Annotated in this window: 16 protein-coding genes; 8 read left to right on the top strand and 8 right to left on the bottom strand. The window is 66.8% G+C overall.

Annotation, left to right across the window (positions count from 1 at the left end; all coding sequences use genetic code 11):
- Nucleotides 1-44 precede the first annotated feature (44 nt).
- Together DR_RS08545 and mnmD are read right to left on the bottom strand one after the other, a co-directional pair.
- Entirely contained in the window at nucleotides 45-1,091 is a 1,047-nt protein-coding gene (locus tag DR_RS08545) for an NAD(P)/FAD-dependent oxidoreductase (protein WP_010888308.1), read from the bottom strand.
- Entirely contained in the window at nucleotides 1,064-1,759 is a 696-nt protein-coding gene (gene mnmD, locus DR_RS08540) for a tRNA (5-methylaminomethyl-2-thiouridine)(34)-methyltransferase MnmD (RefSeq protein WP_027479902.1), read from the bottom strand. The genes DR_RS08545 and mnmD overlap by 28 nt, the downstream gene beginning before the upstream one ends.
- A 103-nt stretch (nucleotides 1,760-1,862) precedes the next feature.
- On the opposite strand from mnmD, the gene DR_RS08535 reads away from it, so the two are divergent.
- Entirely contained in the window at nucleotides 1,863-2,381 is a 519-nt protein-coding gene (locus DR_RS08535; protein WP_010888306.1) for a hypothetical protein, read from the top strand.
- A gap of 189 nt (nucleotides 2,382-2,570) precedes the next feature.
- Entirely contained in the window at nucleotides 2,571-4,067 is a 1,497-nt protein-coding gene (gene cysS / locus DR_RS08530; RefSeq protein ID WP_027479901.1) for a cysteine--tRNA ligase, read from the top strand.
- Nucleotides 4,068-4,236: 169 nt separating this feature from the next.
- Here the strand turns inward: cysS and DR_RS08525 are convergent, their stop codons facing one another.
- A complete protein-coding gene (locus tag DR_RS08525) occupies nucleotides 4,237-5,355 on the bottom strand; it encodes a THUMP domain-containing class I SAM-dependent RNA methyltransferase (protein ID WP_010888304.1) in 1,119 nt (372 codons plus the stop codon).
- Between the two features lie 79 nt (nucleotides 5,356-5,434).
- On the opposite strand from DR_RS08525, the gene DR_RS08520 reads away from it, so the two are divergent.
- Genes DR_RS08520 through DR_RS08510 form a run of 3 tightly spaced genes read left to right on the top strand, consistent with a single transcriptional unit; the run spans nucleotide 5,435 to nucleotide 8,947 of the window.
- A complete protein-coding gene (locus tag DR_RS08520) occupies nucleotides 5,435-6,868 on the top strand; it encodes a TrkH family potassium uptake protein (RefSeq protein ID WP_162177674.1) in 1,434 nt (477 codons plus the stop codon).
- 13 nt (nucleotides 6,869-6,881) lie between these two features.
- Nucleotides 6,882-8,258, top strand: coding sequence for a TrkH family potassium uptake protein (locus DR_RS08515; RefSeq protein ID WP_010888302.1), 1,377 nt, complete (start codon nucleotides 6,882-6,884; stop codon nucleotides 8,256-8,258).
- 29 nt (nucleotides 8,259-8,287) lie between these two features.
- Nucleotides 8,288-8,947, top strand: coding sequence for a potassium channel family protein (locus DR_RS08510; RefSeq protein WP_027479898.1), 660 nt, complete (start codon nucleotides 8,288-8,290; stop codon nucleotides 8,945-8,947).
- 85 nt (nucleotides 8,948-9,032) lie between these two features.
- On the opposite strand, the gene DR_RS08505 is transcribed toward DR_RS08510, so the two are convergent.
- A complete protein-coding gene (locus tag DR_RS08505) occupies nucleotides 9,033-9,488 on the bottom strand; it encodes a hypothetical protein (protein ID WP_034350190.1) in 456 nt (151 codons plus the stop codon).
- Nucleotides 9,489-9,568: 80 nt separating this feature from the next.
- On the opposite strand from DR_RS08505, the gene mqnB reads away from it, so the two are divergent.
- On the top strand, nucleotides 9,569-10,222 hold the full coding sequence (gene mqnB, locus DR_RS08500; RefSeq protein WP_028328020.1) for a futalosine hydrolase: 654 nt from the start codon (nucleotides 9,569-9,571) through the stop codon (nucleotides 10,220-10,222).
- Between the two features lie 42 nt (nucleotides 10,223-10,264).
- Here mqnB and DR_RS08495 read toward each other — a convergent pair whose 3' ends face one another.
- Both DR_RS08495 and DR_RS16410 read right to left on the bottom strand, forming a co-directional pair.
- Nucleotides 10,265-10,717 carry a hypothetical protein gene (locus DR_RS08495; protein WP_034350186.1) on the bottom strand — a complete coding sequence of 151 codons (453 nt, stop codon included), beginning with the start codon at nucleotides 10,715-10,717 and terminating at the stop codon, nucleotides 10,265-10,267.
- A gap of 94 nt (nucleotides 10,718-10,811) precedes the next feature.
- Entirely contained in the window at nucleotides 10,812-10,952 is a 141-nt protein-coding gene (locus DR_RS16410; RefSeq protein WP_165439357.1) for a hypothetical protein, read from the bottom strand.
- Nucleotides 10,953-11,194: 242 nt separating this feature from the next.
- On the opposite strand from DR_RS16410, the gene tdh reads away from it, so the two are divergent.
- On the top strand, nucleotides 11,195-12,241 hold the full coding sequence (gene tdh, locus DR_RS08490; RefSeq protein WP_010888297.1) for an L-threonine 3-dehydrogenase: 1,047 nt from the start codon (nucleotides 11,195-11,197) through the stop codon (nucleotides 12,239-12,241).
- Between the two features lie 61 nt (nucleotides 12,242-12,302).
- On the opposite strand, the gene DR_RS08485 is transcribed toward tdh, so the two are convergent.
- Complete coding sequence (locus DR_RS08485; RefSeq protein WP_034350254.1) at nucleotides 12,303-12,596, bottom strand: stage V sporulation protein S; 294 nt, start codon at nucleotides 12,594-12,596, stop codon at nucleotides 12,303-12,305.
- A gap of 89 nt (nucleotides 12,597-12,685) precedes the next feature.
- A complete protein-coding gene (locus tag DR_RS08480) occupies nucleotides 12,686-13,792 on the bottom strand; it encodes a GNAT family N-acetyltransferase (protein ID WP_227085934.1) in 1,107 nt (368 codons plus the stop codon).
- Here DR_RS08480 and DR_RS08475 point away from each other — a divergent pair.
- Complete coding sequence (locus DR_RS08475; protein WP_010888294.1) at nucleotides 13,786-15,843, top strand: M3 family metallopeptidase; 2,058 nt, start codon at nucleotides 13,786-13,788, stop codon at nucleotides 15,841-15,843. The two genes, DR_RS08480 and DR_RS08475, sit on opposite strands and share 7 nt — an antisense overlap.
- Nucleotides 15,844-15,870 lie beyond the last annotated feature (27 nt).

The following is a 15,870-nucleotide window of genomic DNA, read 5'->3' as shown; positions in this document are numbered from 1 at the left end:
GACAGTTTAAGGGAGAGAGTAGGGGCGTCTAGGCAGCTGCGGCGTTACCGGAGGTGTGACGCGGGCGCAGCGCCCTGCTCCGACCATTTCTGACCGCTCAGAACCTGCTCCGCCAGCTCACGGGCGAGCAGCGGCCCCAGCAAAAAGCCTTTGCTGCTCAGGCCGCTGAGGTGCCAGTGGCCTGCCTCATCCTGCCCCACTTGCAGTCCACTCAGCCGCGAGCCGGTCCAGCGGCCCGTCACCTGAAGGCCGCGCAGACTGGTCAGCGCCGTACCCTTGCCGAGCAGCCAGTGCAGCGAGGCGAACGGCAGCGCCGGCTCCTGCCACGCTGGGCGGGGTGCCTCGAAAGTGCCGCCGAGCGCCCCGCCCTCAGCGGTGGGGGAGAGGTAAGCGCCGAAGCTGAGGGGAGAGGCGGTCGGTGCCCGGTCGAGCAGCAGCATGGTGCCCATGCGGTGGGTGCGTGTTTCGCCGGCCCAGGTGGAGCCGATGGACCCGCCGCAGTGGATGATGGTTGAAGGGTGACGGTTGAGAGGAGACAGGTCTTCGCCGTTTTGCAGCAGCCATTCGTCGCCTCGCTGCACGGCCCGGCCCCGCACCATCTCGGCCCCGCTCGCCTGTTGCAGCGCAGTGCAAAAGGCCCGTCCGTCCACCCAGCCCCCCGTTGGCAACCACAGCGCCGCGTGCCAGCCGGGGGCGAGCGGACGGTCGGCAGGGAGGCAGTCGGCAGGATCGCGCCACTCGTGGGGCAGCTCGGCGGGAAGGTGGCGCTCGAACTTGCGCCGGGTCTTCTCGTCGGGCAGTGGACGCAGGACGCCTTCTCGCCCGTGAGGGACAACGAACCCTGCCGCCGACAGTTCGTCCAGCAGCGCCCAGGTCGCCGCCAGCCCGGCGAGCGCCTGCGCGTCCACCTGTCCCGACTGCCCGCGCACCGGATTGAGCAGCGCGGCGGGCACGTGGCTGGCGGTGTGCTCGCCTGCGTCCACCAGCGTGACCCGCGCCCCGCCCCGCGCCAGGAAATAGGCGAGGCTGCTCCCCGCGATGCCGCCGCCGATGACGGTGACCCTCACGCTGGCTTCACGGCGCGCAGGCACTCGCGCTTGCCGGGGGCGCCGGGCCGCCGCTCCACATCCAGGCCCGCCGCTGCCAGACTGCGCCGCACGTGTCCCGCCGCCGAGTAGGTGGTCAGCACGCCGCCCGGCGCGAGCGCCCCCGCCAGCCGCGCCACGAAGTCGGGGGTCCAGACTTCCGGGTTGCGCGTGGGCGAAAAGCCGTCGAGATACAGCGCGGTGGCCCAATACTGTGGCAGTTCGGCCCGCGTCACATCGCAGAACTTCACCCGCAGCCGCGCCCCGTTCGCGGCCTCGTCCAGCGCCTCAGCTTGTCCCCACATTCCCAACACCTGCGGCCACAGCGGGTGCCCGGCGCCCTCTCCACCCTCAGCCACTTCACGCAGCAGGTTGGCGGGGGCAGGGTCAAATTCGTAGGCGAGATAATCGAGCGCAACGCCCCGCCCCGCCGTGTTAGCCAGCGTCGCCCGGAAATTCACGCCCAGGCCGAAGCCAATTTCCAAAACGCGGGGGGCCGGGTCACTATCGCTGCCGCTGCCTTCCAGAAAGACGTGATGCGCCTGCGTCTGCGCTCCGTGCCGTGACCCGTAGGCCTCGCCGTAACGGGCGTTGTGGGCGGTGCGCGAGCCGTCGGGGGTCAGGAGGACAGGAGAAACGGGTTCAGGAGTGAGGTTGTTGGGGGGCCGCGCCATAACTTCCACACCCTAGTGCAGCGAGACTTGCGAAGGGGAAGCTCTATCTGAGGGAAAAGATGAAGGGTCTTTCACGGCAACCGCTCTAGACAGGAGCAACCACATGCTCTACTCCGGCATGCGGAAAATCCTTCTTCTGGCCGCTGCCCTGGCAGGGACAGCCCTCGCTGATCAGCGCGTTCCCGGCACCAGTGTGTCCTACAAGGTCCAGAAGACCGGCGGGCAGAACACCAGCATGGTGTTTTTCGACGCTGTCGGGGACCCGAGCGGCAAGACCTATCTGGCGTTCAAGTGCCACGGCAAGGGCAGCTACACCATGAGCCTGTACTCGCGTGACGTGCTCGCGACCAGCGAAACCGACGTGCTCCTGATGGTCAAGCAGGGCAAAACGCTGGCGAGTGGCCCCGGATATGTCCGCAAGGACAAGCAGACGGGCAAGTTCTCGGTGTGGGAAACCGAGTACGCCGACGTGTCCGGAGGGCTTTACAAATCCCTGGTCAACGCGAACGGCCCGGTGGCGGTCACTGTCATGCGCGAAGGCGGCAACCTCGTGCCGGTCAGTTACCAGTTCGATTCCAGGGGTCTGACCGCCGGCATGAAAGCTGTAAGCGCCTGCTGGTGATGTGGCGTCTGCTCCGTCCACTGCTCTAGACCGCCCTTACCGTGCATTTGCGTCTCGCTCTGCTATCCTCCTTCCCATGAACGCCCTGTGTTGCCCCCGAACGCGGTAAGCAGCACATCTGCCCTGCCGCGCCCCTTTCCCTTGCCGGAACGAGGCGCGGTTTTTTTGTTTTCCCTGCGAGGACATGCCATGACCCAGCCCACCATCACCCAGGACACCGCCCGCCAGCCCAACCCCAACATCACCCTCTACGACACCATGCAGCGCCAGAAGGTGCCTTTCGTGCCCGGCACGCCCGGCTACGTGGGCATGTACCTGTGCGGCCCGACCGTCTACTCCGACGCGCACCTGGGTCACGCCAAGAAGGAAGTCGCCTTCGACGTGATTCGCCGCGCCCTGACACATTTCGGGTATCAGGTGCGCTACGTCTCCAACATCACCGACGTAGGCCACCTGCTGAACGACGCCGACGAGGGCGAGGACAAGTTGCAGGCGCGCGCCCGGCTGGAGCAACTGGAGCCAATGGAAGTTGCCGACAAGTACTTCTGGTCGTTTTTCCGCGATATGGACGCCCTGAATGTCCTGCGCCCCAGCATCAACCCGCGCGCCACCGGGCACATTCAGGAGCAGATCAAGCTGATCGAGGAACTCATCGAGAAGGGCCACGCCTACGAGTCGGCGGGCAGCGTCTACTTCGACGTTCGGAGTTGGCCCGAGTACGGCAAGCTCTCGGGCCGCAAACTCGACGACCAGGAGGAAGGCACCCGCGAGGCCGTGCGCGACGAGAAACGCGACCCCCGCGACTTCGCGCTGTGGAAGAAGGCCGAGCCCGAGCACCTGATGCGCTGGGACTCGCCCTGGAGCGTGGGGTTTCCCGGCTGGCACATCGAATGCTCGGCCATGAGCCTGAAGTACCTCGGCGAGGGCTTCGACATTCACGGCGGTGGCCTCGACCTGCAATTTCCCCACCATGAGGCCGAAATTGCCCAGGCGGAGGCGGCGGGGCACCACTTCGCGCGCTACTGGATGCATAACAACATGCTGACCATCGGCGGCGAGAAGATGTCCAAGAGCAAGGGCAACTTCACGACCATTCAGGACATCCTGAAAAAATACGACCCGATGGTGGTGCGCTTCCTGCTGGTGAGCAGCCACTACCGCAGCGTGACCGAGATGAACGAGGAAGCCTTTGCGAGCGCGGCGAACGGCTACCGCCGCCTCAGCGAAACGCTGCACGAAATCGAGCGCCGCTTGAAGGACGCGCCTGCTGGCTCGGACACTGCGCTGGACAGCAAAATCGCCGCCCGCGTGACCGAGTTCGAGGACGCCATGCGCGACGACTTCAATACGCCCAAAGCGGTGGCCTCACTGTTCGGGCTGACCGGCGAGCTGAACACCGCGCTCAATGCCGGGCCAGTGGGACGCGATACCCTGGAGCGCGCGCGCGACGCCTACCGCAGCCTCGGCGGCGACGTGCTGGGCCTCTTTGCCGAGACAGGCAGCGCGGCTTCGGTCGCCCAGGACGACGCCTCAGTGATTGACGCCCTGATGGACCTGGTCCTCAAAGCCCGCCAGAACTACCGCCTGCAAAAGCAGTACGCCGAGGCCGACGAGCTGCGCGAAACGCTGGGCAAGGCGGGCATCACGGTGGAAGACACCAAAGACGGCGCGCGCTGGAAACGCTGAGTGCCGGGTTCGATGTGGGGGCCGTGAGGCTGGCGCCCCTTCATCTCGCCGCGCTGTCATGCCGCTGTCAGGGACGCTGGCTATGCTTCCCTCAGCAACTTCGAAGAGAATAGAAAAGCAAAAAAGCGCACTCGGCCAGGGGTGCGCTTTTTGTTGGTTTGAGCGAATCCTATCCCCGCTTGTGCAGCAGGTACGCCTTCGGGTGGTGCCCGCCGCTGTAGACCTGAAACAGTTCCTTCGCTTCCCAGTCGCTCTGCTCGCGCATGACGCGCTCAAACAGGCGCAGTTCGTGGGTGAGGAGGCACAGCCGGCCCCGGCGACTGGTCAGGCGGTGCATTTCCTTGAGGAAGGCGGGGTAAAGCGTCTCGTTGCTCTGGTGCGAGCCGATGGCGTCTCCCCACGGCAGGTCACTGATGACGAGGTCAAAGGAGCGGGAAGGCAGCCCGGTGTGCAGCGCGTCCACCTGCGCGACCTCCACTTCCTTGCCCGCCGCCCTGAGGTTGGTGCGGGCGCAGGCCACGGCAACGGGGTCGATGTCCACCCCGACGAGCGCGGCATACGGCCCCAGCAGCGCCCGCTCGATGAGCAGGGTGCCGCTGCCGCTCATGGGGTTGAAGATGCGGTCCTCGTCGCGTTGCCCGGCGAGTTTATGCATGGCGTAGGCGATGGTGGCGTTCAGCCCCCCGCCCATGTTGCACTCGCGCCACGCCCGCGCCGAGAGGGGCCGGGGGGTAATGCGGGCGAGCACGTCCCAGCCTTGCCCGTCCGCGCCCTGCCTATCTGCCGAGGGCCGCAGCCGCAGCAGCAGTTCGCCTTCCTCGGGGTCGTGGGGCAGGCCGAGCGCCGCGCTGAGTTCCTCGGCGAGCCGCTGCATGGTCGGTGACTCCTTGCCCGCCGCGCCGATGCGGAAGGAGCGGTGCCCGCCCACCTCGGTCACCTCGCGCACGTAGCTGACGAGTTCGCCGAGTTGCTGGTGCCCGAGCAGCCCGCGCGGGCGCGGCACGTCCCAGGACTTGATGCGGTAGACGGCCACCGCCGAGCGGAGCCGGGTCAGCCGCTCGGGGCTGCCGGGATACCAGAAGCGCAGGCCCCGGACATCGCGGGCGAGCGGGACCCCCGCAAGTTCGGTGGCCGCCACCTCCTCCAGCCCCGGCAGCACGTCGAGTTCGTACTCGCGCGCGGGCTGCCGGGCGCGGTAGTCCCCCTTGGGACGGCTCTTTTTGCTGGTTTTGCCCACAGACGAGCGGTTGGCGTAGGCGGGGTTGCTGTTGGAACGGGGGCGCGGCATAGCGGAGCAGTATAGCCCGGTCGGTCCATGTGAGCCGCGCGGCCCTGGCCCGGCGCGGTGCTACAATCCGCCCCGTTCTATGACCCGTCCTGGCCCTGCCCCGCGTGATCTGGCCTCCCAGAGTGCCAGCCAAAGAGGACCGGGTCGCCCGGCGGAAACCCGCCGCCCCTGGACCTCGCGCCTGCGGCCCCCACAACTCATCGCGCTGACCTTTGCCGCCGCCATTCTCATCGGGGCCGTGCTGTTGTGGCTGCCGTTCGCGCACGAGGCGGGCAAGTCCATCACCTTTATCCAGGCCCTTTTCATGGCGACGAGCTGCGTGTGCGTGACCGGGCTGGCGGTGGTGGACCCCGGCAGCACCTTCAACGTGTTCGGCGAGAGCGTCATGCTGCTGCTGATTCAGGTGGGCGGGCTGGGCATCATTACGCTCGGCACGCTGTTCGCGCTCGCGCTGCGGCGGCGGCTGGGAGTCATCGGGCGCATCAACGCGCAGCAGCAGGTGAGTGCGACCAGCCTGGGCAGCGCGACCTCGCTGGTGCGCTCCATTGTGCTGACCTCGCTGCTGTTTGAGGGCCTCGGGGCGCTGCTGCTGCTGCCCGCATTCATTCCGCGTGAGGGCGTACTGCGCGGCATCTACTACGCCATTTTTCACTCCATCAGCTCGTTCAACAACGCGGGTTTCAGCCTCTATTCCACCAACCTGACGGGCTTCGTGTCCGACCCGCTCATCAACATGGTGGTCACGCTGCTGATCATTTTCGGCGGCATGGGGTTTCTGGTGCAGCTCAACCTGCTCGGCTGGCTGCGCGACCGCCGCCGCAACCGCCTGAGCACGAATACCCGGCTCTCACTGACCATGACGGGCGTGCTGCTGGTGGTCGGCACCGTGTTTTTCGCCCTGACCGAGTGGAACAACCCGGGGACGCTCGCGCCGCTGCCGCTGCACGGCAAGCTGCTCGCATCGTGGTTTCAGAGCGTGACGCCGCGCACGGCGGGCTTCAACACCCTCGACTACGGGCTGATGGGCTTTCCGGCGCTGTTCATGACCATCGTGTGGATGTTCATCGGGGCCAACCCCGGCTCTACGGGCGGCGGCATCAAGACGAACACCTTTTACGTCATCGTCGCCTCGGCGTGGAGCATGGTGCGCGGGCGGCGCGACACCACGCTTTTTGACCGCCGCATCGACACCGAGACGCTTCTGCGTGCCATGACGGTGGGGCTGCTGAGCATGGGGCTGGTCACGGCGGGCTTCATGCTGATGCTGCTGCTCAACACCAACAAGAAGGTGCTGTTCTTGCAACTCTTTTTCGAGACGGTCAGTGCCTTCGGCACGGCGGGCCTGAGCATGAACACCACGCCGCTGCTCAACACCGCGCAGGAAGCCGTCCTCATCGCGCTGATGTTCCTGGGGCGCATCGGGCCATTGACTTTCGCGGTGGCGTTCAGCCGTCCGGCGTCCGAAAAGATGCTTACCCGCTACCCGGCAGACCGGGACATCCTGATCGGGTGAAGGCGGCGCGGCCATGACCCGGAACGCCGCGCTGCCGGAGCCCGCCCCCGGACGCCGCTGGCGCCTGACGCCGCCGCAACTGCTCGCGCTGGTGTACGCCCTGGGCATCCTGCTCGGCGCCGCGCTGCTGCACCTGCCCGGCGTGCAGCGCCCCGGCGCGGCCCTCAACAGCATCGACCTGCTGTTTACCGCCACCTCCGCCATCTGCATCACCGGGCTGACGGTGGCCGACACCGGCGAGGCGTTTACCCGCTTTGGACAGGTCCTCATCATCCTGCTGGTACAGATAGGCGGGCTGGGCATCCTCACTTTCGGCACGGTGTTCGCCTTCATGACCGGGCGGCGGGTGAACTTCACCGAGCGCCAGCACCTCGTCGCGCAGCTCAACGCGCTGGACGTGGGCAGCGTGCTGGGGCTGGTGCGGACCATTTTGCTCTACACCTTCGTCACCGAGGCTCTCGGCGCCGCGCTGCTCGCCCTGCGCTTCGTGCCGCAGTTCGGCTGGGGCGAGGGGCTGTATCAGGCCGCCTTTCACGCGGTCAGCGCCTACAACAACGGCGGCTTCGTGGTGCTGTCAGGTGGACTCGCGCCCTACGCGCAGGACCCGCTGGTGTGCCTGACCCTCGCCGGGCTGGTGATTCTGGGCGGGCTGGGGTTTCTGGTGCAGCTCAACGTGGTGGCGCATCTGCGCAACCGGCGCCGCAGCCGCCTGCTGGTGTATTCCAAACTGACGCTGCTCACCACCGCCGTGCTGCTCACGCTGGGCACCCTGGTCTTGCTGGGGCTGGAATGGAACAACCCCAGCACCCTGGCCCGCCTGAGCGCCCCCGGCAAGCTGCTCGCCGCCTTTTTCCAGAGCATGACGCCGCGCTCGGCGGGCTTTTCCACCGTCAATATCGAGGGGTTGCAGACCGCCAGCCTCTTTACCCTGATCGGCCTGATGTACATCGGCGCGGGCAGCGGCTCCACCGGGGGCGGCATCAAGACCTCCACCCTCGCCATCCTGGTCGGCAGCGCGTGGAACATGGTGCGCGGGCGCGGCGAACTCATCTTGTTCGAGCGCCGGGTGATGAACGACAACCTCGTGCGGGCGGGCGCGATTACCACGCTCTACACGCTGCTGGTGGCGACGGCCTTTTTTGCCATGCTCGCCACCAACCCGAAGCTGGGCTTTACCCACCTGCTGTTCGAAACTGTGAGCGCGGCGGCCACCGTGGGCCTGAGCATGAACACCACCCACAAGCTCAACGACGCCGGGCTGCTCATCCTGACCGCGCTGATGTACCTCGGGCGCATCGGGCCGCTGACCTTCGCGGTGGCCTTCAACCTGCGGCCCACCCGCAGCCGCTGGGTCAAGTACCCGCCCGAACACGACATTCTGGTGGGGTAGCGCGGTGAGTGTGCTCTACACTCAGCCCGATGAAGATTAAACAGTGCCTCGTCATCGGCCTGGGCCGCTTTGGCACCGCTGTCGCCACCACCCTGTACGAGATGGGCCATGAGGTCGTCGCCATCGACCGCACCGAGGAAAATGTCGAGCGGGTCATGAACCTGGTGACCCACGCCGCCATCGTGGACGCCACCGAGGAACGGGCGCTGCGTGCCATCGGGGTGGGCGATTTCGACGTGGTGGTCGTCGCCATCGGCACCGACGTGCAGGCCAACATCCTGGCGACCATGAACGCCAAAAGCCTCGGCGCGCCCTACGTGGTGACCAAAGCGATCGACGAAATGGCCCGGCGCGTGCTCGAGCGCCTCGGCGCCGACCTGATCATCCGGCCCGAGCACGACATGGGCGTGCGCCTCGCCAGGCAGATCGCCACCCCCAACATCGTGGACACGCTCGACCTCGGCAGCGACCACGCCATCGTCGAAATCGAGGCCAACGAGCGACTGCGCGGCACCCTGCGCGAACTCAACCTCACGGGCCGCTTTGGTGTGCAGGTCATCGCGGTCAGCCGCAACGGGAATGTGGAAGTCACCCCCCGCGCCGAGGACGAGCTGCGCGCCCACGACAAACTGGTGGTCATCGGCACCGGGCACTCCATCGACGAGCTGCGGCGGTATCTGGGGGAATAAGGATGGGAGAGGTGAGGGGAGATGGCCTGGGGGTCTGCATCCCGGGTAAAGACCCCTGTAGTCAGGGCCACCGGACGGTCTCCCGTTATTTCTTCGTCACCACATGCCGGAACTCGGGGCAGTTCAACTGGCCTTTCACCCCGAGGGCCTCGACCACCGCCTGAGTGGGCAGCTCGCCGGTCACCTGCGACCCTTTCCGCAGGGGAATCGGCTCGCTGTCTTTTTCGGCGCGGAAATCGGTGTCGATCTGCAAGCGCTTGGCGCGTTCGAGGCAGGCCGCCTGCCGGGCGCTGAGCACCGCGTCGTACTGCTCGCCCGCCGTCTCGACCACCACGGGCACACTTTGCGGGTGGTACGACGCCAGGGTCTGGGTGGCCCGCGCCTGGCTGGTCAGGGCCACACTGAGCGCGGCAAGCAGCGGCAGCAGCGCCGACAGGCCCCACACCGTCATGGGCCGCGCCACGCCGCCCCGCAGCAAAAAAGCGAGCAGGAGCAGCACGGCCAGAGCGGTAATGACCAGATAAACGGCAGACAGCAACATCACCCCAGAGTGTAGCCCCTGCCCGAGCTTGACGTGGGTCCGCGCTTGGCAACCGGCCTGCCGCGTGGCACCCTGCGCCCATGCCTTTTTCCCTGCCCCGCCGCGTCCTCATCGTCGTTGCTACCACTGCCGAGGCCGAGCGCCTGCGCGATTTGCCTGCCGAGGTGGTCGTCAGCGGGGTAGGACCAGTCGCGGCGGCTCTGGCAACAGCGGCGGCACTCCAGGCCGGGTCCTACGACCTCGCCGTAAGTGCGGGCATCGCTGGGGCATATCCGGGCAGCGGGTTGGGGCCGGGCGCCCTCGCTGTGTCGAGCGACCTCATCCAGGCCGACCTCGGCACCCAGGACGGCGCGACCTGGCTGGGGCTGGAAGACCTGGGCCTGAGCGTGCGCCCAGACGCGGCCCACTTTGGGCACTTTGCCGCCTGGAAGGGCGCCGCCGACCTGGCCCAGCGTGCGGGAGCGGCCTTTGGGCCTATGCTGACCCTCTCCACTGTGACCGCCAGTGCTACCGAGGCCGTGACCTGGGAAACTCGCTTTCCCGGCGCGCTGACCGAGGGGATGGAAGGCGCCGGGGTTGCCCACGCTGCCCTGCTTGCTGGGGTGCCCGCCCTGGAACTGCGCGGCGTCAGCAACGCCGTCGGCCCGCGTGACCGCGCGAGCTGGCGCATCGGCGAGGCACTGGCGGCCACCCGGCGCGGGCTAGAAGTGATGCTGGGGGTTGGGAAGCAATAAAAAACCGCCCACAGGCGGGGCGGCGGTCAGTTCAGAGGAACTTCAGCTGTTGAGTTGCAGGTTCTGGCTGGTCGTGGGCTGGGGGTCGGGGAAGTTGACGTTCACGTTGACCGTGGTGCCGGGGACCGTTTCGGGGTCCACGTTGATCCAGTGACTCGCCAGAATCGGGGGGTTGGGCTGGGGGTCGAGCGCGCGCACCAGCACGCGGCCCTGCGCGGGCACGAACACGCACCAGCCGGCGCCTTCTTCCTTGGCGGTGTTGAAGGCGCGAATCGGCAGCACGCTCTGAAGGGTCAGGTCGTCGGGGGTGGCCCAGTACTCGATGAGGAGGCAGCCGTTCTCGCGCTTCAGGTCGCCGGGGTCCACGTCGAACTGAATTTCGATGGTATCGGGCTTGCCGGGGACCAGTCCGGTCCAGCCGGGGACCACGAAACGGTTGCTCTGCACGCTCTTGAACTGCTGCGGCTGCTGCGGAGTCTGAGGAGGATTGGTCATAAAGCACACCTTAGCGCACCCGCCTGTCAGGAGACAGACAGCAGGAAGCGGCCCGCTTCAGCACGAAATGGGGCCGCCGGGGGAGGGGAGCCGCTCAGCTCAGGCGGCGCACGCTGCCCAGCAGCGCCTTCATGGCGACGTAGCCGACTGTGAAAAACAGCAGCGGGGTCAAGTTGAGGGTGATCTCGGCGTCTTTCTCGGGCTCCAGAGCGTTTTGCTTACGGTACTTGATCATGCCTCCAGCCTAAGCGCTCGGCAGGGAGGACGGGCGCAGGGCGGCTTATGGAAGTGTTCAAGTCTTCACTGATGCTGCCCTTCTGATGGGACTTTCACGCTGTCCAGCCGGTCGGGACTCCGGCCACCCCCGCGCCGCTTGCAGCCGGGCGGGCGAGCAGCGTACAACGTGAAGTCGTGACTTCTCCCAGCTCGACCGCAACTTCCAGCCCGACCACGACCACCGCCCCCACCCCTGCCCGGATGCGGGCCCTGAGCAAGCAGCAGCCCGGCGAGGGCATCTGGATGATCGAAACCGAGGTGCCGACGCCCGGTCCCAACGACCTGCTGATTCGAATTCGCAAGGGGAGCATCTGTGGAACCGACGTGCACATCTACAAGTGGGACGACTGGGCGAGCCAGACGGTGCCGGTGCCGATGGTCGTCGGGCACGAATACGTGGGTGTGGTCGCGGGCATGGGCTCGGAAGTGCGCGGCTTCGAAATCGGCGACCGGGTGAGCGGCGAGGGCCACGTCACCTGCGGGCACTGCCGCAACTGCCGCGCCGGGCGCCGCCACCTGTGCCGCAACACGCAGGGGGTGGGCGTCAACCGCCCCGGCTCCTTCGCCGAGTATCTGGTGCTGCCCGCCTTCAATGCCTTCAAGCTGCCCGACGACATTCCCGACGATGTCGCCGCTATTTTCGACCCCTTCGGCAACGCGGTGCACACGGCGCTGAGCTTCGACCTGGTGGGCGAGGACGTGCTGATTACCGGCGCCGGGCCCATCGGCTGCATGGCCGCCGCCGTCGCCCGGCACGTGGGCGCCCGCAACGTGGTGATTACCGACGTGAATGACTACCGTCTCGACCTCGCGCGGCAGATGGGCGTGACCCGCGCCGTGAATGTGGCCCGCGAGGACCTCTGGACGGTGGCGACGCAGGAACTCGACATGCACGAGGGCTTCGACGTGGGCATGGAAATGAGCGGCTCGGGGCCTGCCTTCGCGCAGATGGTCAGCGTGATGAACAACGGCGGCAAAGTCGCGCTGCTCGGCATTCCCTCGGGCGAGGTGCAGATCGATTGGAACGCCGTCATCTTCAAGATGCTCACCATCAAGGGCATCTATGGCCGCGAGATGTTCGAAACCTGGTACAAGATGGCCGCCCTGATTCAGTCGGGCCTGGACCTCACGCCGGTCATCACCCACCACTACGGCATCGGCGACTTTCAGCAGGGCTTCGACGCCATGCTCAGCGGGCAGAGCGGCAAAGTGATTCTGGACTGGGAGACGGAAGAGCAAAGCGCCTGAGCTTGGAGGCAGACCGCCCGGAGACCGCCAAAGCAGCGGCTCCGGGCGGTTTTTGTGCCTTTTACTGTACGTCCGTCAGGCGGTAGGCGTAGACCCCGAGCTTGATGGCGGTGCGCTCCTCCTGCTCGACTTCGAGTTTGACGAAGGCCGGCTGGGTGCTGAGGTCGAGGCCGTCCTCGGTGAGGTAGCCCCGTGCGATGGCGAGCGCCTTGACCGCCTGGTTGACCGCCGCCGGGCCGATGGCCTGCACCTCCACCCGCCCCTGCGAGCGCAGCAGCGCGGCGATGGCACCGGCCACCGAATGAGGACGCGAATCGGCAGAGACTTTCAGGATTTCGGGGACAGGGGGTTGCAAGGTCGCCTCCACAGGCTGGGCGACAGTGTAGGCGGCTGACGATGTGTCTGCCTAGCACCCAGTGGGGGGACAGTGCAATGCAGAGCTTCTTAACCGTTGTGCGGTGCTTGAACAGTGAGCGGCGGAGCTTCGCGTTTCAGCGTCACCGTCGCTTCGTCGCGCATGAAGCCCAGCGTCTCGTTGATACCCAGCATGGGCCGGTTCACGCTGTGATTATTGGTGCGGGCGTGGGTAAAGCCCCGTTCCAGCCCGGCGCGGGCGGCGACCAGCTTGAGCGCCAGCCCCAGCCCGCGCCCCCGCCACTCGCGGCGCACCCCGGTCAGGCCGTTTTGCAGCATCTGCGGCTGCGCGGCGCGTGGGGTATGCAACTCGGTCAGGCCGGCCCACTTATCGTCCGGGGTCACGGCCAGGAACACGCCTTCGGGGTGCTTCAGGTGAGGCACGTAGCGCTGTTGCCAGAGCTCGAAGGGCCAAACTTTGATCGGCGTGGCGCTCGGCACGTCGCTCAGCAGGGCGTGAAACAGCGCGTAGAGTTTGCGCTGCTGCGCTTCGGTGTCCAGCCCGCCCAGCTCACTCAGGGTGCGAATGGTTACGCCCGCCGCCGCTGCCGTCCTTTCCGGCGCGGGGAAGAGTCCGAAATCGAGCGTCCGCAGGTCCAGCACACTATTCCACAGCCGGTCATGCTCGGCGTACCCGTGCGCCTCGTACAGCCTCTTCTCCGGCCAGCTTTCCTTCACCCGCGTCAGCAGCGTGTGGCCGCCGTGCGCGAGGGCAAACGCCTCGGCGTGCCACAGCAACGTGGCGGGCAGGGGGCCATCCCATTCTCCCGGTTGCACGGCCACCTCGACGAGAAACCAGCCGGGGTAGTTCTCGGAGCGTGGCACCGCCGTTTCCGCCAGGCCGACGAGTTCGCCGCCGCGCAGGGCCAGGGTGCGCCCAAACGCCTCGCCGGGCTGCCGCAGAGCATCCAGGCGCCGGATGTCTTCGGGCGTCGTGGGCGACTGCGGGTGCGCCGCGTTCAAAAGTGCGGCGAGTTGCGGCAAATCGTCGGGCGCGGCGGGCCGGAAGTCCACGCCGGGCAGGTGGGGAAGGGGCGTCTCCATGCACCAGTTGAGCAGCGCCACGGCGCCCCGTCCATACGCCACCCGGCTGAGCGGTCCCTGAGCTTCCCGGCCTATACTCGTCCCCGATGACACAATCCACTGCTCAGAGCAGCAACCCGCTGCTGAATATCGGTTTCAAGATTCCTTTCGACCAGATTCGCCCCGAGCACGCCGAACCTGCTGTAGACGAGTTGCTGGCAGCGGCACGGGAGCGCGTGGAAAACTTGGCCCGTTCCGGCGAACGCAACTTCGAGAACTTCATGGCCGACCTCGACACCCTCACCGAGCAGCTCGGCACCGTGAACACCATCGTGCACCATCTCGACAGCGTGGTCAGCAGCGACGAGTGGAAAGCCGCTACCGAGGCCATCATCCCCAAAACCACGCAGTTTTATACCGAACTCAGCCTGCATCCGGGGCTGTGGGGGGCGCTCAAGGCGTTTGGAGAGACGGACACCGCCAAGGGGCTCGACCCGGTGCGTGCCCGGCACCTCAAGCTGACCACCGACGAATTCCGCCGGGGCGGGGCCGACCTGCCCGACGACCAGAAGGCGCGGCTGCTGGAAGTGAACACCAAGCTCGCCCAGACGACCAACCAGTTTGCCAAGAACGTGCTGGACGCCACTGCCGCCTACGAACTGTACGTGCCCACGGAGCGCCTGGGGGGCGTGCCGCAGCGCGTGCAGGACGCGACCCGCCAGGACGCCCAGAGCAAAGGCCAGGAAGACCACCGCCTGACGCTGCACGCGCCCACGCTGCAACCCATCCTGACCTACGCCGACGACCGCGAACTGCGCCGCGAACTGTGGGAAGCGAGCGGAATGCTGGGGCAGCAGGAAGGCCGCGACAACCGCCCGCTGATCCGCGAGATTCTGAAGCTGCGGCGCGAGCAGGCCGAGATTCTGGGCTTCGCCAACTTTGCCGACTACGTGCTGGAAGACCGCATGGCGAAGTCGGGCCAGGGCGCCCTAAACTTCGAGCGCGACCTCGACGCCAAGACCCGCCCCGCCTACGAGCGCGAAAACGCCGAGCTGGAGGCGTACTACCGCGAGAAGGCCGGAGCCGACGCGCCCGCCCTGGCGCCCTGGGACATTGCATACTGGGCCGAGAAGCAGCGTCAGGAAAAGTACGACTTCGACGAGGAAGCCCTGCGGCCCTACTTCGCGCTCGACAACGTGCTCTCGGGCCTGTTCGAAATCTGCCGCCGCGTCTTCGGCATCACGGTGAAAGAAGCCCAGGCCCCCGGCTGGCACCCCGAAGTTAAGTTCTACGACATCTTCGACGAGGCGGGCACCCACATCGCCAGCTTCTACACCGACTGGTTCCCACGCGACACTAAGCGCGGCGGCGCGTGGATGAACGCCTTTATCACCGGCGGCCCGAAAGAAGGCGGCGTAGACCCCCACCTCGGCCTGATGTGCGGCAACATGACTCCGCCCAGTTCAGGAGGGCAGGGCGCTGATGCCCCCGCCCTGCTGAGCATCCGCGAGGTGGAAACGGTGTTCCACGAGTTCGGCCACCTGCTGCACCACGCCATGAGCCGCGTGCCGGTCAAGTCGCTCAGCGGCACCAACGTCGCCTGGGACTTCGTGGAGTTGCCCTCGCAAATTATGGAGAACTGGGTGATGGAGCGCGAGGCCCTCGACCTCTTTGCCCGGCACTACCAGACCGGCGAGAAACTGCCCGACGACCTGTTCCAGAAGCTGGTGAAGGCCCAGAACTACCGCGCCGCGAACTTCGCCATGCGCCAGTACTCCTTCGGCCTGACCGACCTGACGCTGCACGTCGAGTACGACCCCAGCGGCGAGGAAGACCCGGTGGCCGTGGCCCGCGACGTGATGGCCCGCTTTTACCCCACTGAGCTGCCAGGGAACTACGCGCAGGTCGCCAGCTTTAACCACCTGTTCAGCTCGCCGGTCGGCTACGGCGCGGGCTACTACTCCTACAAGTGGGCCGAAGTGCTGGACGCCGACGCCTTCTCGCGCTTCGCCAAGGAAGGCATCTTCAACCGCGAAACGGGCCGCGCCTACGTGGACAGCATTCTCAGCCGGGGGGGCAGCGCAGACCCCGCCGCGCTCTACCGCGAGTTCATGGGCCGTGACCCCGACGCCGACGCCCTGCTGCGCCGCAGTGGCCTGCTGTAAACCTTAACGCTCTTTCCCCCTTCCTCC

This window comes from Deinococcus radiodurans R1 = ATCC 13939 = DSM 20539 (genome assembly GCF_000008565.1).
Classification (GTDB): Bacteria; Deinococcota; Deinococci; order Deinococcales; family Deinococcaceae; genus Deinococcus; species Deinococcus radiodurans.
This window is presented reverse-complemented; position numbering and strand designations above follow the sequence as displayed.

What these genes read in the sequence shown, in the direction of transcription:
- mnmD (WP_027479902.1), bottom strand. Translation starts at nt 1,759, where the DNA reads ATGGCGCGGCCCCCCAACAACCTCACTCCTGAACCCGTTTCTCCTGTC.
- DR_RS08535 (WP_010888306.1), top strand. Translation starts at nt 1,863, where the DNA reads ATGCTCTACTCCGGCATGCGGAAAATCCTTCTTCTGGCCGCTGCCCTG.
- cysS (WP_027479901.1), top strand. Translation starts at nt 2,571, where the DNA reads ATGACCCAGCCCACCATCACCCAGGACACCGCCCGCCAGCCCAACCCC.
- DR_RS08525 (WP_010888304.1), bottom strand. Translation starts at nt 5,355, where the DNA reads ATGCCGCGCCCCCGTTCCAACAGCAACCCCGCCTACGCCAACCGCTCG.
- DR_RS08520 (WP_162177674.1), top strand. Translation starts at nt 5,435, where the DNA reads ATGACCCGTCCTGGCCCTGCCCCGCGTGATCTGGCCTCCCAGAGTGCC.
- DR_RS08515 (WP_010888302.1), top strand. Translation starts at nt 6,882, where the DNA reads ATGACCCGGAACGCCGCGCTGCCGGAGCCCGCCCCCGGACGCCGCTGG.
- DR_RS08510 (WP_027479898.1), top strand. Translation starts at nt 8,288, where the DNA reads ATGAAGATTAAACAGTGCCTCGTCATCGGCCTGGGCCGCTTTGGCACC.
- DR_RS08505 (WP_034350190.1), bottom strand. Translation starts at nt 9,488, where the DNA reads ATGTTGCTGTCTGCCGTTTATCTGGTCATTACCGCTCTGGCCGTGCTG.
- mqnB (WP_028328020.1), top strand. Translation starts at nt 9,569, where the DNA reads ATGCCTTTTTCCCTGCCCCGCCGCGTCCTCATCGTCGTTGCTACCACT.
- DR_RS08495 (WP_034350186.1), bottom strand. Translation starts at nt 10,717, where the DNA reads ATGACCAATCCTCCTCAGACTCCGCAGCAGCCGCAGCAGTTCAAGAGC.
- DR_RS16410 (WP_165439357.1), bottom strand. Translation starts at nt 10,952, where the DNA reads ATGATCAAGTACCGTAAGCAAAACGCTCTGGAGCCCGAGAAAGACGCC.
- tdh (WP_010888297.1), top strand. Translation starts at nt 11,195, where the DNA reads ATGCGGGCCCTGAGCAAGCAGCAGCCCGGCGAGGGCATCTGGATGATC.
- DR_RS08475 (WP_010888294.1), top strand. Translation starts at nt 13,786, where the DNA reads ATGACACAATCCACTGCTCAGAGCAGCAACCCGCTGCTGAATATCGGT.